General features: G+C 46.7%; 18 protein-coding genes. All 18 read left to right on the top strand.

Annotated features, from left to right (window positions below; all coding sequences use genetic code 11):
* The first annotated feature begins 47 nt into the window (after positions 1-47).
* The 18 genes from PHS46_00890 to PHS46_00805 all read left to right on the top strand — a co-directional run bounded on the left by PHS46_00890 (position 48) and on the right by PHS46_00805 (position 12,910).
* The gene (locus PHS46_00890; protein ID MDD3905070.1) at positions 48-425 is read left to right on the top strand and encodes a PilZ domain-containing protein; all 378 of its coding nucleotides are present in this window, start codon (positions 48-50) and stop codon (positions 423-425) included.
* A complete protein-coding gene (locus PHS46_00885; protein MDD3905069.1) occupies positions 419-913 on the top strand; it encodes a PilZ domain-containing protein in 495 nt (164 codons plus the stop codon). The genes PHS46_00890 and PHS46_00885 overlap by 7 nt, the downstream gene beginning before the upstream one ends.
* 10 nt (positions 914-923) lie before the next feature.
* Positions 924-1,463 (top strand): DUF4416 family protein, encoded by a 540-nt coding sequence (locus PHS46_00880; GenBank protein ID MDD3905068.1) that lies wholly within the window; start codon positions 924-926, stop codon positions 1,461-1,463.
* Positions 1,460-1,627 carry a hypothetical protein gene (locus PHS46_00875; protein ID MDD3905067.1) on the top strand — a complete coding sequence of 56 codons (168 nt, stop codon included), beginning with the start codon at positions 1,460-1,462 and terminating at the stop codon, positions 1,625-1,627. The genes PHS46_00880 and PHS46_00875 overlap by 4 nt, the downstream gene beginning before the upstream one ends.
* On the top strand, positions 1,624-3,270 hold the full coding sequence (locus PHS46_00870; GenBank protein MDD3905066.1) for an alpha/beta fold hydrolase: 1,647 nt from the start codon (positions 1,624-1,626) through the stop codon (positions 3,268-3,270). Before PHS46_00875 ends, PHS46_00870 begins: the two co-directional genes overlap by 4 nt.
* 63 nt (positions 3,271-3,333) lie before the next feature.
* Positions 3,334-3,735 carry a PilZ domain-containing protein gene (locus tag PHS46_00865; protein MDD3905065.1) on the top strand — a complete coding sequence of 134 codons (402 nt, stop codon included), beginning with the start codon at positions 3,334-3,336 and terminating at the stop codon, positions 3,733-3,735.
* Positions 3,713-4,066 carry an outer membrane protein assembly factor BamE gene (bamE, locus tag PHS46_00860; GenBank protein MDD3905064.1) on the top strand — a complete coding sequence of 118 codons (354 nt, stop codon included), beginning with the start codon at positions 3,713-3,715 and terminating at the stop codon, positions 4,064-4,066. Before PHS46_00865 ends, bamE begins: the two co-directional genes overlap by 23 nt.
* A gap of 8 nt (positions 4,067-4,074) precedes the next feature.
* Positions 4,075-4,425: an aspartate 1-decarboxylase gene (locus tag PHS46_00855; GenBank protein MDD3905063.1), complete on the top strand. Its 351-nt coding sequence runs from the start codon at positions 4,075-4,077 to the stop codon at positions 4,423-4,425.
* A 26-nt stretch (positions 4,426-4,451) separates the two neighbouring features.
* The gene (gene def / locus PHS46_00850; protein ID MDD3905062.1) at positions 4,452-4,955 is read left to right on the top strand and encodes a peptide deformylase; all 504 of its coding nucleotides are present in this window, start codon (positions 4,452-4,454) and stop codon (positions 4,953-4,955) included.
* Between the two features lie 149 nt (positions 4,956-5,104).
* Positions 5,105-5,308 (top strand): cold shock domain-containing protein, encoded by a 204-nt coding sequence (locus tag PHS46_00845; GenBank protein ID MDD3905061.1) that lies wholly within the window; start codon positions 5,105-5,107, stop codon positions 5,306-5,308.
* Between the two features lie 74 nt (positions 5,309-5,382).
* Positions 5,383-5,829, top strand: a complete 447-nt coding sequence (locus tag PHS46_00840; GenBank protein MDD3905060.1) for a GatB/YqeY domain-containing protein — start codon at positions 5,383-5,385, stop codon at positions 5,827-5,829.
* 69 nt (positions 5,830-5,898) lie between these two features.
* Positions 5,899-6,267 carry a hypothetical protein gene (locus PHS46_00835; GenBank protein ID MDD3905059.1) on the top strand — a complete coding sequence of 123 codons (369 nt, stop codon included), beginning with the start codon at positions 5,899-5,901 and terminating at the stop codon, positions 6,265-6,267.
* 15 nt (positions 6,268-6,282) lie between these two features.
* Positions 6,283-6,507, top strand: coding sequence for a hypothetical protein (locus PHS46_00830; GenBank protein MDD3905058.1), 225 nt, complete (start codon positions 6,283-6,285; stop codon positions 6,505-6,507).
* Between the two features lie 12 nt (positions 6,508-6,519).
* Positions 6,520-7,233: a PilZ domain-containing protein gene (locus PHS46_00825; GenBank protein ID MDD3905057.1), complete on the top strand. Its 714-nt coding sequence runs from the start codon at positions 6,520-6,522 to the stop codon at positions 7,231-7,233.
* Between the two features lie 119 nt (positions 7,234-7,352).
* The gene (locus PHS46_00820) at positions 7,353-8,294 is read left to right on the top strand and encodes a radical SAM protein (protein ID MDD3905056.1); all 942 of its coding nucleotides are present in this window, start codon (positions 7,353-7,355) and stop codon (positions 8,292-8,294) included.
* Positions 8,295-8,300: 6 nt separating this feature from the next.
* Positions 8,301-9,017, top strand: coding sequence for a GAF and ANTAR domain-containing protein (locus PHS46_00815; GenBank protein ID MDD3905055.1), 717 nt, complete (start codon positions 8,301-8,303; stop codon positions 9,015-9,017).
* Position 9,018: 1 nt separating this feature from the next.
* The gene (locus PHS46_00810; protein ID MDD3905054.1) at positions 9,019-10,695 is read left to right on the top strand and encodes an NAD+ synthase; all 1,677 of its coding nucleotides are present in this window, start codon (positions 9,019-9,021) and stop codon (positions 10,693-10,695) included.
* A gap of 22 nt (positions 10,696-10,717) precedes the next feature.
* Positions 10,718-12,910, top strand: a complete 2,193-nt coding sequence (locus PHS46_00805) for a glutamine synthetase III (protein ID MDD3905053.1) — start codon at positions 10,718-10,720, stop codon at positions 12,908-12,910.
* Positions 12,911-12,915 lie beyond the last annotated feature (5 nt).

Below are 12,915 nucleotides of genomic sequence, written 5' to 3'. Positions count from 1 at the left end.
GGTAGAATGACACTGATATATTACAAATAACCGGGAGATATTTAAGTATGGTTGCTACAGAGCGCAGGATGTTTCCACGTGTCAGGGATGAGGGGTTGTCGTTAAAGCTTAAGTCTGATGATTTCGATACAGTAACGCATACGCTTGATATAAGCGCGTCCGGAATATATTGTAAAATAGATCGCGAGATACCGCTTATGTCCCGCGTTAGGGTTAAACTCATGGTGCCGGATTGCGAAAAGCCGGACAAGCCGTCCCGGGAACTTGATGTGGACGGGGTAATAGTCCGCGAGCATCCAGTTATAGTCGGCGGCATCATAAAACATTATGACGCGGCGATATTTTTTGACAGTCTTTTGCCGAAACATAGAGAGATAATCCAGAACTACATATCCGGCAAAAAGAAAGGAAACGAGGCGTGTTAATATTTGTAGAGCTTCTTATCGTATCTCTCCTCGTATCCGTGCTGGTCATGATATTGAAACAGGACGGATTTTCCGTCAGGAACCGTTTTCGCAAGGCACAAGCTGATGGGTGCTGGGGCGGCAAGGATCGCAGGCAATACCCGCGCTTTGCAGAATCTTTGCAGGTAGACTATTCGGTGGCTACGAAAGCCGCACTTAAAAAACTGACCGGACGCACCATGGATGTTTCGGCCGGCGGGATAAAGATGCTTCTCGATGAGAAGCTGTCTCCCGGTAGTTTTCTGGACCTCAGGATATTACTGCCTAACCCTGGCCACACAGTAGAGATGGTCGGTGAGGTAGTATGGACCGAGGATGCCCCCGACGTAGAAAAGGATTCCGGAAAACGCCTTTTTTATTCGGGCATAAAATTCTCTTCAATACAAGAACCCTCGAGCGAATATCTAAATAATCACATCCGTTCGATATCTCCGGGTAGCGAGATTTAGGGTACGTCGAATGGGCCATCCCAGGCAACCTGCCAAGGTTAAGCTTATCGTGGGATTACTCTACAGCGACACGGAAAAATATCGTGCCGCAAAGAGCGCCCTTATAAAACTTTTCGGAAATACGGATCTTGAGAGCGGCCCGATCACTTTTAACCATACCTCATATTATACGGCGGAGATGGGGCCGGAGTTGACGCGAAGATTTTTATCTTTTGAACGACCCGTAAAATTGGAAGGCATATACGCCGTTAAGCTTAAAACTAACCGGCTCGAAAACCGTTACGCTAAAAATAACCGTAGAACCATAAACATAGATCCGGGTTATCTCGATATGGCGAAGCTGGTGCTTTTCTCCACAAAAGATTACACGCATAGGATACATCTGAGCAAAGGCATATTCGCAGAGGTTACGCTTTTTTACAAGGACAACCGGTTTAATATACTCCCGTGGACTTATCCGGACTACCAAACCGTGGAGTATCTCGACATATTTAACTCCATGCGAAATTTGTATAAAGAGTCGCTAAAACGTGGAGCGCGAAGCGCGTGATAATTTTAAAAAAGAAGAGCATGCTTGTGGTTATTGTTTCGAGTATTATGTTGTCTGTGGTGCTTGTGCTGACCCTTATAGGATATATCGCATACCTTGAGATAAAAGATAAAGAATTTAAAGCGACGTATGAGTATCTGCTACGTGGAGGAATGCATAAGTGAGAAAGATATATTTAACCGTACTCATAGTTTTTGCGGTAAGCGTTTTTTTATTCTTCGTCTCGTTTGTCTATCTTGATAAGCACAACCACAAAGCTTTCTTTTACAGTATAACGCTTGATGGAAAATACAATGGTACGATAAAGGTAGATAGATTCGTTACAGAAGAAAAGCGCATCTATAAATCTACGGCGGTCATGCCGTTCCGGGAGTTATTTACCGAGGCGCGGTCAAGGATAGATCTGGACAGTAAATACAATCTCGAGTATTACCAGAAGGAGCTATTTGTAAAAGGCGGAGGCGCGCCCGCCGCGATAGTGTGTACTCAACAGCGGAATAATCTTGTTTCTTTTTTGTCGCGCTATGGGTCGCGTTTCACATGCATTGACGGTATTTCGGTAAGAAAAGGAACCTTTGTATTTGAAGAAGATTCGCCGGTTACATACTTGCCGATAATCGAGAACTATGTTTTTAACGTAGGGTGGTCCCAGGGATTCAACTCCATAATTTACCTGCCCGATCCAAAGTCGCCTCCTATCAAGCGGTTCGTAACCCTGACATCTATAGCGAGCGAATATGTAAAAATCGGACGCAAGAAGATCGCGACCGATAAGATGCTTTTAAAAATAAAAGGTTTGCCGCAGGGCAGTATCTGGGTCGCAAAATCGGACAGAAGCCTTGTCGCGGTAGAATTGCCTTCGCTGGGGTTGAAGATAATGCGTAGTTTTGAACCGGGCGAAATGATGCCGAAGGAGCGACGCGGCGTTGCGACTGAATATATTTCGCAGGATGTCGTATTTTACGGGAAATCGGGACCTCTTTCGGGGACGCTCACCACACCTATCGGCGGCGGGAAAAATCCGGCAGTGTTGCTTATATGGGGCGCGGGGCCGCAGGATCGGGATTATCAGGGTTTCTTTGCCTCGATATCTGACTACCTTTCCCGGAACGGTTATGCTGTGTTGAGGTTTGATAAGAAAGGTGTTGGCGCGAGCGCGGGCGACATTCTATCCGAAACTCAGGATGGCGAGCTCGAAGACGTTGTCGCCGCGTATAAATTTCTAAAAGAACAGAATAGCGTGGATCCTCTGCAGATATCGCTTCTGGCTCATTCCGAAGGGGCATTCAACGCTATGCGGCTATCATCGACAAATCCTGAAGTGAAGAGCATCATCCTTATGGCTCCGGTAATAAATACTGCGGCTGGAGAGGCTGAAACCATATTGATCGATAAGGCCGCCCGGGATAAATGGGACGATTCCCGCCTAAAGATGGCATTGCAGGCGGTCAAAGATACAAGGCAAAGAGCCAATAAAACGAAACGCGACTGGGGGTATGTGCTGGGCAAGAAGTGTTATCTTAAAGATGTTCGTCAGGACGGGGCCCTGAAGTCGGTTGAGTTATTGGAAAAAATTTCAGCGCCTGTACTAATACTATACGGGAAAGATGACTCGGATATCCCGGCTAAATATACCCAACGGCTCGATAAATTCATCTCCGAACACGGTATGATGAAGCGGACCGTCGTGTATTGCGGCTATTTAGGCCATTTTTTCGGTATGCTGTCCAATGATGGCTATTCCAGGATGTGTTATGAGGTAGATAAAGAGGTTCTTGGTAAGATAAAAGTATGGCTTGATTCATAAAAGGATATTTGATTGACGCCATAGGCCTTATGTGTTATATTTTAGCGCGAGGAGACGAGGCAGATGAAGGGAAAGCCCGGTAACAATCTTATCGAAAGGCGCGGTTTTATACGCCTCAGGGAGCCTATTGGTATAACATATTCTCTGGGCGGTAGGATATTCAACGTTACCGCTAAGGATATATCGGCCGATGGATTGCGTTTCCAGACGATGGAGAAGAGTCTGAAAGAAGGGGATATTCTCGAAGTAAAACTCGATATCCCGGAAGTTGCGAACCCCGTGCATGCGAAGGGCAGGATAATGTGGAAGAAAAAACTTTCACTGGAAGACGCCGCGCCATTCGATATAGGCGCGGAACTTCTTAGTATTGAAGAGGACAATAAGAATACTTTTCTGAAATTTCTATGCGATTTGATCTATAACTTACCGGAGGTGGAAAAAGATGCGAAGAATGAACGCTCTTAATGGTGCAGGACGAATGTTTGCGATTGCGTTTTTTTCGGCTGTTCTCTTCTCCGGCTGTTCTGCTATCGTCCTGCCGAATCCGGAAGATGTTGTAAAGCACCCGCTTGGAACCGAGTCGATAAAAGTCGGCATGACCAAAGAGCAGGTTGAGGACATATGGGGTAGACCCAGTCAGGTAAAGACGGTAGAGGACAAAGCTAAGTGGCAGGGGTCGAGGGAAGTCTGGATATACAGAGCACAATACGGCTCTATACCGGTCGATGCCGGTTACCTGTCGAGCACCAAAAAACTTTATTTTGACGGGAATAATCTTACAGAAATAGGTGAGTAAGGTATAAAATGCTACGCATAATGTGCAAATCAAAAATACACCGGGCAACGATAACCAAAGTCGACCTTCATTACGAGGGTAGTATCGGCGTTGATAAAAACCTGCTCAAAAAGGCCGATATATGTCCCGGCGAAATAGTCCAGGTGGTTAATATAAACAACGGTGAAAGATTCGAGACGTATGCCATAGAAGAGCCTGCCGGTTCCGGTAGCATAGGCCTGTACGGCGCCGCCGCCCACAAGGGTAAAAACGGCGATCTCGTTATTATACTTTCCAACTGTCTTGTGGAAAACAAGAAGTGCCGCCAGGTTAAGCTGAAGGTTGTGCATGTCAACGCAAAAAATCATCCCATTAAGTAAAGTCCGCTGATGCGGGAATAAGGAATATGCGCGAGTTAAAGATACTGAAGTTCCCCGATCCTATCCTTCGAAAGAAAGCTTCAAAAGTTCTTAAGGTAACTAACCGCGAAAAAGAGCTGTTGTCCGAGATGTCTAAACTTATGTATTTTTCCCAGGGCGTAGGTCTTGCCGCTACGCAGGTTGGGTTGGATAGGCAACTTATAGTTATAGATGTCGGTACAGGCCTGTTGAAGGTCGTAAACCCTGTTATAATAAAAAAAACAGGGGCCGAGATTTGTGAGGAGGGTTGTCTTAGTGTCCCCGGGGTATGTGTAAAGATAAAAAGGCCGAAAACTGTAACTGTGCATTTTCTCGATGAAAATGGCATTCCGCGCGAACTTCGCGCGGAAGGACTTCTCTCCAGAGCCTTTCAACACGAGATGGATCACCTGTCAGGCGTGTTGATAGTAGACTATATGAATCCGGTTAAGAAATTATTATTAAAAAGTAAGCTTAAAAGAAAAAAATTCAAAACAATCCAAAACCCTTGACAATATAAAATCGGTATGCTAAAACTATAACACTAATTAAATGAGTAATTTAGCAGAGTTCATCTTCCGGCGTATTGTGCCATTTGAAGCGTAAAATGCTTCGGATGGCATTTTTTTGTTAAATGCTTGGCAAGGAGGTGACTATATAGATGGCGCAGGGAACAGTGAAGTGGTTTAACGACAAAAAGGGGTTCGGATTCATCATAGCGGATACGGGCAAGGATGTTTTTGTCCATCACTCCGCAATTGAGGGCGACGGATACAAGACCCTGAAAGAGGGCGAGGCGGTGCAGTTCGATGTTATCCAGGGCCCTAAAGGCGAACAGGCTACGAAGGTTGTCAGGTCGGCTTAATACAGTTGACATGATGCAATAAACCCGCCTGCAAAAAAATATCATTTCAAAATGGTAAGGGGGATGGTGTTTGTATGAACTTGTGTGAAAAGATCGAAGATGATGTAAAACGTGCCATGAAGGCCGGCGATTCGATGAAGGTCTCGGTGCTCAGGATGGTGTTATCTGCAGTGAGAATGCTTCAGATCGAGAAGAATGTCAAAACGCTGGAAGATGACAGTGTAGCGCAGATACTGCAGAAGCAGGTCAAACAACACCGCGAATCAATAGAGCAGTTCACTAAAGGAGCCAGGGGCGATCTTGCGGACAAGGAGAAGGCGGAATTGAAGATACTGGAAGAGTACCTTCCTAAGCAGTTTACAACCGACGAGCTTATGGTGATAGTAAAGGCCGCCGTGTCCGAAACGGGCGCTATCGCAAAATCGGATATGGGTAAGGTTATGAAGATCGTTACGGAAAAGACAAAGGGTCGTGCCGACGGAAAGACGGTAAGTCAGATGGTCGGGCAATTCCTTAAATAGTGTGGACGATTTTACTTGCCAAGCAGGTTGGTAGTGTAGTAATATAGCACATTGAGAAAGGGGGAAGTAATGACAAAGAAAATTGTAGTGTTAGTAACAGTAGTTCTGGCATTTTGTTTTGTATTGTCCGGTGTTTCGTATGCCGCGGATAACGCGACTGGCACCGAGAAGGCGAAAAGCTTCTGGCAGAAACTTTTTAACTATCCGGCCAACGTAACAAATGAAACGGCCGGCGTAGTAACAGAAGCGGCTACCGGAGCCACCCATGTGGTTACCAATGAGGTGAAGACTGTAGGACAGGTTACCTCAGGCAGTTTGGGAAAGACTAAGAACCTCGTGACCGATCCTTTGGTCGCTACGGCCGAAACAACAAAGAAAGCCGTAGAGGGAACAGTCGCTGTCCCAACCAAAGCGAACAAAGAAGAACCTAAGCAATAATTTGAGAAGCAGGTTGTGTCAAAAAGGAAAAAAGCCATATTCTTTCAAAAAGATATGGCTTTTTCCTTAACGACCGTTAAAAAGGCGTATGAGAGGTCCGATATGAAAAAAATGCTGGTAGTTTTACTGACTGTCGTGGTATGTCTGATTATGTCAGGATGCGGCGAGACGGTTTCAGGGGTAGGTAAAGATGTGAACAGAATGGGTAGAGGGGTAAGCACTTTCTTTTTCAGGCAATAGACGGGAGTTATAATGGCCATACGGATACGGGAGCGGGACAGTGTCAATATACTGGATATAGACGGCCGCATAGACATAAACTCTTCTGAGCTGGTAGAAATGGTTGGCTGGCTGGTCAATTCCGGCAAGTTGAACATAATACTCAATCTTGAAAATGTCGATATGGTCGACTATAACGGTATATCCATACTCGCCATCGCATATAAGAACACGGTTAATCACAAAGGTAAGATGAGGCTCCTGAATGTGCCGTTATCGATCATAGAGATGCTGAAGGTGGTAAAGCTGGATGCTATATTTGCGATATACACCGATGAAGATACGGCGATAGCCAGCTTCACAGAGAGCGAGGCCGAGGGTCTGCGCTTACGCCGAAAATTCCCGCGGCTCGACATACACCTTAGCGTGACTTACCGCATGGTAAGCGATCGCAAGACCCCGAAGATATTCGAAGGCAAGGTGCTCAATATAAGCGCGGCAGGACTTTATGTATATACTCCCGATACGCTACCTATAAACACTATTCTTGATCTACGATTTGATATGCCGGGCCTTCCGGCAATACTTGAGGCCACAGGAAGAGTCTCCTGGATCGCCGATAAAGAGCTACAGCCGCATGCTTATCCCGGCATGGGTATATCATTTTCCCATCTTACGCCGGATAAAGAACGTGCCATAGTCGATTTTATCGACAAAAACGTTACCCACCGGTCCGATCAGGCTTAATCCCCCGACAGAAATCCCCGGACTTCAAGTCCAGGGATGAATGCGGTTTTCACGAACCCGGGGGAGGGAGCCTCGGCCTTTAGGCCGGAGGGCTCCACTAAATAAAAGAAGGTGCACTGGTGAACAGGATAGCCGCATTACAGAACGCAAATGAGGCCTTCCGTGATTCCATGAAACGGTGCGATATATGTCCGCGAAATTGCAAAGTCGATAGGAGCGCGGGCCGTCTCGGTTATTGCAGGGCGCCGCTTAATCCGGTCGTCTACAGCTATATAGCGCACCGCGGCGAAGAACCGCCGATATCGGGCAAGCGAGGCTCCGGGACGATATTCTTCTCACACTGCAACATGAGATGCGTCTATTGCCAGAACTACACTTTTAGCCAAATGGGCCATGGCAAGGAAGTGTCGATAGAAAAACTGGCCGAGATGATGCTGACTTTGCAAAAAACAGGGTGTCATAATATCAATCTTGTAAGCCCGACGCATTTTGTGCCGCAGATAATTTCAGCGCTTTTGATAGCAACCGCCGGTGGATTGAACATACCCATCGTATATAATACGAGCGGATACGAAAAGGTAGAGACGTTGAAACTTTTATCGGATATTGTTGATATATACCTGCCGGATATGAGGTATTCACGCGATGAGATGGCCGCCAAGTATTCAGATGCCCCGGACTATGTTAAATCGAATACCGCGGCGGTAAAGGAGATGTATTCCCAGGTGGGTACGCTGGAAATGGGCACCGATGGGATTGCCCGGCAAGGGATCATAATACGGCTTCTTGCTTTACCCGGTAACATATCCGGCACAAAGGAATCCCTCGATTTTATAAAGAACGAAATATCCGCTTATACTTATATAAGCCTTATGAGCCAGTACTATCCGACATTCAAGGCCGCCTCCTATAAAGAATTAGCCGCTCCAATAAATAGGGAAGAGTATGAGAATATAGTTGACGCCTGTCGTCTTTTAGGCTTAAATAATGGCTGGATACAGGAAGTGCCCCCGGAACCAGATGATAAATTTTTAGGCACCAACATAAAGCCGAGAGAGTAGGACGCCATGTCTGAAAAAAGGAAAAAGACCATTAGCCGCGCTAAACAGTTAGAGGCTATCTCGAGAGTAAGTAAGACTATAACGTCGAACTTATACCTCGAGGATATACTAAAGCTTATAGTTACGGTTACGGCCGAGATAACAGACTCGAAGATATGCTCGCTCATGCTTATCGATGACAAGACCGGCGAGCTTGCGCTCAAAGCGACACAATCGATGAGCGAATTGTACAATAGGAAACCGAATCTTAAGATTTCCGAAGGCATTGCCGGCAAAGTTGCCGCGCAAAACAAACCTATAGCGGTATACGACCTATCCAAAGAACCGGAATACAAATATAAGGATATTGCGCAGAAAGAATCTTTGCGCTCACTCCTGTCTTTACCTCTTGCGGTCAAGGGCAAGGTTATAGGCGTCCTTAATACCTACACGTCCCATCCGCATAAATTTACCAAAGACGAAATAAATATACTTAGCACTGTTGCCAGTCAGGCCGCGATCGTAATCGAGAACGCCGAGCTCATGGTTAAAACGAAGGTTATCCAGGAGGAGCTCGAGACGCGCAAACTTGTGGAGAGGGCTAAGGGCATAATGATGCGGGAGCAGGGTATGGGCGAGACAGAGGCTTTTAGGAAGATCCAGAAACAGAGCATGGATATGAGAAAATCGATGCGCGAGATAGCGGAAGCGATAATACTTATCGATAAGATGAAGAAGGAATAAGATGAAGAAGAGCGTGCGCATAGCTATAGCCCAGATAAACTGCACGGTAGGTGATCTCGGCGGTAACACGAAAAAGATACTTGAATACCTGCGAAAAGCCGAAGAGATGGGCGCGGATATCGTCTCCTTTCCGGAACTTGCCATAACGGGTTACCCTCCGGAGGACCTGCTTCTCAAGGAGAGTTTCATCGTCGACAACCTGAGCGCCTTTAAGCGCGTGGTGAAGGCGGTAGGTGAGACAGTGGCAATAGTAGGTTTTGTGGATGGGCATGGTAGCGATATCTATAATGCGGCGGCTGTGATATATAAAGGGGATGTCAAAGGGGTATGCCATAAGGAGATCCTTCCGAATTACGGCGTGTTCGATGAGGCGCGTTATTTTAAGCCCGGTAAAGATACTCTCACATTCAAAGCCGGGGGGCTGGTATTCGGTGTTAATATCTGCGAAGATATATGGCATACGGAAGGCCCGGTATGCGCGCAGGCATCTCTGGGGGCGAAGCTTATAATAAATATAAACTCGTCGCCTTATCATGCGGGTAAAGTAAAAGAGCGTGAAGAGATAGTACGGCGCCAGGCAAAAACAAGTAACGTCGTCATCAGTTATGCAAACCTGGTGGGTGGACAGGACGAACTGGTATTCGACGGCCAAAGCATGGTAGTGGACAGTTCCGGCCGGGTGCTTGCCCGCGCGGGGGCGTTTAAAGAAGACATTATAGCCGTAGATATCGATATCGCCGCGGACAAAGACGCTATTAACAAAAAAGCGATACTTGTTTCTGAGGCATTATCTCCAAAGAACAAACCGGTTATCGTAAAAAAAGACATACGTCCGATGGATCCCGTGGCAGAAATATATCAGGCTCTTATCTTGGGGCTAAAGGACTACGTGGCTAAGAACGGTTTTAAGAAAGTCCTGATAGGCTTAAGCGGCGGTGTAGATTCGGCGCTGGTGGCCGCCCTTGCGGCCGACGCCCTCGGCAAGGACAACGTCCTGGGCGTATTCATGCCGACGCGTTATTCTTCGGAGCAGTCGGAGATTGATGCCAAGGCGATTGCTTCCAACCTTGGAATTAAATTCGCCAATATTTCCATTGATCATATTTTCAAGCTTTATTTAATGTCGCTTGAGGGGCAATTCTCGGGTATGCCGAAAGACACGACCGAAGAGAACCTGCAGGCCCGCATACGCGGCACGATCCTTATGTCATTATCCAATAAGTTCGGATACATTGTGCTGGCCACGGGAAATAAATCCGAGATGAGTACGGGGTATGCTACACTATACGGAGATATGGCCGGGGGCTTTGCTGTGATAAAAGATGTGCCCAAAACGCTCGTTTATAAACTTGTCGCGTATCGGAATGCTACCGGCAAAGTTATACCTGAGTCTGTGATAACCAAGGCGCCAACGGCGGAATTAAAACTGAATCAGAAGGATCAGGATACTCTACCGCCGTATGATTTGCTCGACAAAATATTAAAAGAATACATAGAAGAAGACAGGGGGTATGACGAGATAGTCGCCTCCGGGTTCAACAAGGACATTACCTTCAAAGTACTGAACATGGTCGATAGGAGCGAATATAAACGAAGACAGGCGCCGCCGGGGATAAAGATCACGCCCAAGGCATTCGGTAAAGACAGGCGCATGCCCATAACTAATAAATATAAATAACGCTAAGATCAAGGAGGATTTTATGAATGTCAGGGAAAAGGCATTATTCAATATAAAAAGTGTCATTATCAAAAAGGATCATCTCCCTAAAAAAGTTTCGTCGTATTTCGGTGAGAATACTTTCGGCGCGGCGGCTATGCAGAAACATATTTCCAAGGCTACTTTCGCGGCCTTCAAACGCTGGATGTCGGAAGGCGCGATAATAACTATTGAACAAGCCAATGAGATAGCCAACGCGATGAAGAACTGGGCCATGTCGAAGGGCGCTACCTATTATACCCACTGGTTTCAGCCGATGACGGGCCTTACCGCTGAAAAACATGACAGTTTTATCTCAATAGTGAGCCCCGGCAAAGTAATCGAAAAGTTCTCCGGCAATAAACTCATACAGGGTGAGCCAGACGCCTCCAGCTTCCCATCCGGCGGCATCAGGGCGACGTTCGAGGCCAGAGGATATACCGCATGGGATCCTTCGAGCCCGGCTTTCATAATCGAGAGCGCCCTTGGAAAGACTTTATGCATACCAAGTATATTCATTTCATACAATGGCGAAGCGCTCGATAAGAAGCTACCGCTTTTGCGTTCCGATGAAGCTTTAAACAAGGCCGCCGTAGGATTATTGAAACTCTTTGGACATAAAGATGTGAAGAAAGTGATCTCAACTTGCGGTCCGGAGCAGGAATATTTCCTTATAGATAAAGGTTATTACAATTTACGGCAGGATCTTTTACTGACCGGGCGCACGCTTGTGGGGGCGCCTTCTCCAAAAGGACAACAACTCGAGGATCAATATTTCGGCACAATAAAAGAGCGCGTCGTCAATTTTATGTTCGAGGTCGCGGAAGAGGCGTATAAGCTGGGCATACCTGTTATGACCAGGCACAATGAAGTCGCCCCGCACCAGTACGAGTTCGCGCCCATATTCGAAGAGTCGAATTTAGCGGCCGATCATAACCAGCTTCTCATGGAGATACTGAAGAAGGTGGCGCTACGCCATAATCTCGTCTGCCTCCTGCATGAGAAACCTTTTGCCGGCGTAAACGGTAGTGGTAAACACATAAACTGGTCGCTCGCGGACGATAAAGGCAATAACTTGCTCAATCCCGGCGATACCCCGGAAGACAATCTGCAGTTTCTGACGGTACTGGCGGCGGTTTTAAGAGCTGTTTACAAGTATTCGGATCTTCTGCGCGCCAGCGTTGCGATGGCGGGCAATGAGCACAGGTTAGGCGCCAACGAAGCGCCCCCGGCTATTATCAGCGTATTCTTAGGTGACCAGCTGACGAAAATACTCGACATGATAGGCAATGGCTCCAAGACGAAAGTTTCGAAAAAAGACATTATGGATTTTGGCCTTGGCCGCCTGCCGAAGTTCAATAAGGATTCGACCGACCGGAACAGGACGTCGCCATTTGCGTTTACAGGTACGAAGTTCGAGTTCAGGGCTGTCGGTTCTTCGCAGAATATATCGACACCGATCACCATTATCAATACGATAATAGCCGAGTCATTGGACTATGTCGCTGAAAACATACAGGAGGCCGCGAAGGGTAAGGATTTTAATGCCGCCGTCCTGAAAGTAATATCCGGCATCATAAAGGAAACCCGCGCGATTCATTTTGAAGGCAACAACTACGCGGCGGAGTGGGTCAAGGAAGCGAAGAAGCGAGGCTTGCCGAATATCGCATCGACTGCGGAAGCGCTTAAGGCTTTGACTAAAGAAACGAATATAAAGCTGTTTGAAGCGTACAAGGTATTTTCGCGGGAAGAGATAGTAGCCAGATACCACATCTGGATACACACATACAATACGATCCTCGAGATCGAGGCTAATACATTAAACGAGATGGTAAGCGCGAATATCGTCCCGGCCGGATATGAATACGAGAAACTCCTGTCCGGGAACCTGAATAACCTGGCTGTTCTCAGGAAGAGTTCCAATTTAAAAATAGACACGGTTGTATTTAATGACCTCAAGGGCCATCTGTCCGAAATAGTGCAGAAGATATACTATGTCCGGCACAACACCGAGAATATGCGAAATCTCCTGGCAAATGCGCAGAAGATGCACCATGAGGAGCGCGCAAAGCTGTATTTCGATAAACTTAAACCAATAATGGAGCATATCCGCAAGCACGTCGACCTGCTCGAATGTGTCGTTTCCGATGAGCATTGGGATCTGCCTAAATACAGAGAGATGCTTTTCATAAAATAGCATGG

The sequence above is a fragment of the Candidatus Omnitrophota bacterium genome, from assembly GCA_028699255.1.
Taxonomy (GTDB): domain Bacteria; phylum Omnitrophota; class Gorgyraeia; order 2-01-FULL-45-10; family 2-01-FULL-45-10; genus FEN-1322.
This window is presented reverse-complemented; position numbering and strand designations above follow the sequence as displayed.

Bases quoted from the DNA above. Each gene is read 5' to 3' on its own strand.
- PHS46_00840 (MDD3905060.1), top strand. From the start codon at position 5,383: ATGAACTTGTGTGAAAAGATCGAAGATGATGTAAAACGTGCCATGAAG.
- PHS46_00810 (MDD3905054.1), top strand. From the start codon at position 9,019: ATGAAGAAGAGCGTGCGCATAGCTATAGCCCAGATAAACTGCACGGTA.
- PHS46_00865 (MDD3905065.1), top strand. From the start codon at position 3,334: ATGAAGGGAAAGCCCGGTAACAATCTTATCGAAAGGCGCGGTTTTATA.
- bamE (MDD3905064.1), top strand. From the start codon at position 3,713: ATGCGAAGAATGAACGCTCTTAATGGTGCAGGACGAATGTTTGCGATT.
- PHS46_00880 (MDD3905068.1), top strand. From the start codon at position 924: ATGGGCCATCCCAGGCAACCTGCCAAGGTTAAGCTTATCGTGGGATTA.
- PHS46_00815 (MDD3905055.1), top strand. From the start codon at position 8,301: ATGTCTGAAAAAAGGAAAAAGACCATTAGCCGCGCTAAACAGTTAGAG.
- PHS46_00835 (MDD3905059.1), top strand. From the start codon at position 5,899: ATGACAAAGAAAATTGTAGTGTTAGTAACAGTAGTTCTGGCATTTTGT.
- PHS46_00855 (MDD3905063.1), top strand. From the start codon at position 4,075: ATGCTACGCATAATGTGCAAATCAAAAATACACCGGGCAACGATAACC.
- def (MDD3905062.1), top strand. From the start codon at position 4,452: ATGCGCGAGTTAAAGATACTGAAGTTCCCCGATCCTATCCTTCGAAAG.
- PHS46_00845 (MDD3905061.1), top strand. From the start codon at position 5,105: ATGGCGCAGGGAACAGTGAAGTGGTTTAACGACAAAAAGGGGTTCGGA.
- PHS46_00825 (MDD3905057.1), top strand. From the start codon at position 6,520: ATGGCCATACGGATACGGGAGCGGGACAGTGTCAATATACTGGATATA.
- PHS46_00890 (MDD3905070.1), top strand. From the start codon at position 48: ATGGTTGCTACAGAGCGCAGGATGTTTCCACGTGTCAGGGATGAGGGG.
- PHS46_00805 (MDD3905053.1), top strand. From the start codon at position 10,718: ATGAATGTCAGGGAAAAGGCATTATTCAATATAAAAAGTGTCATTATC.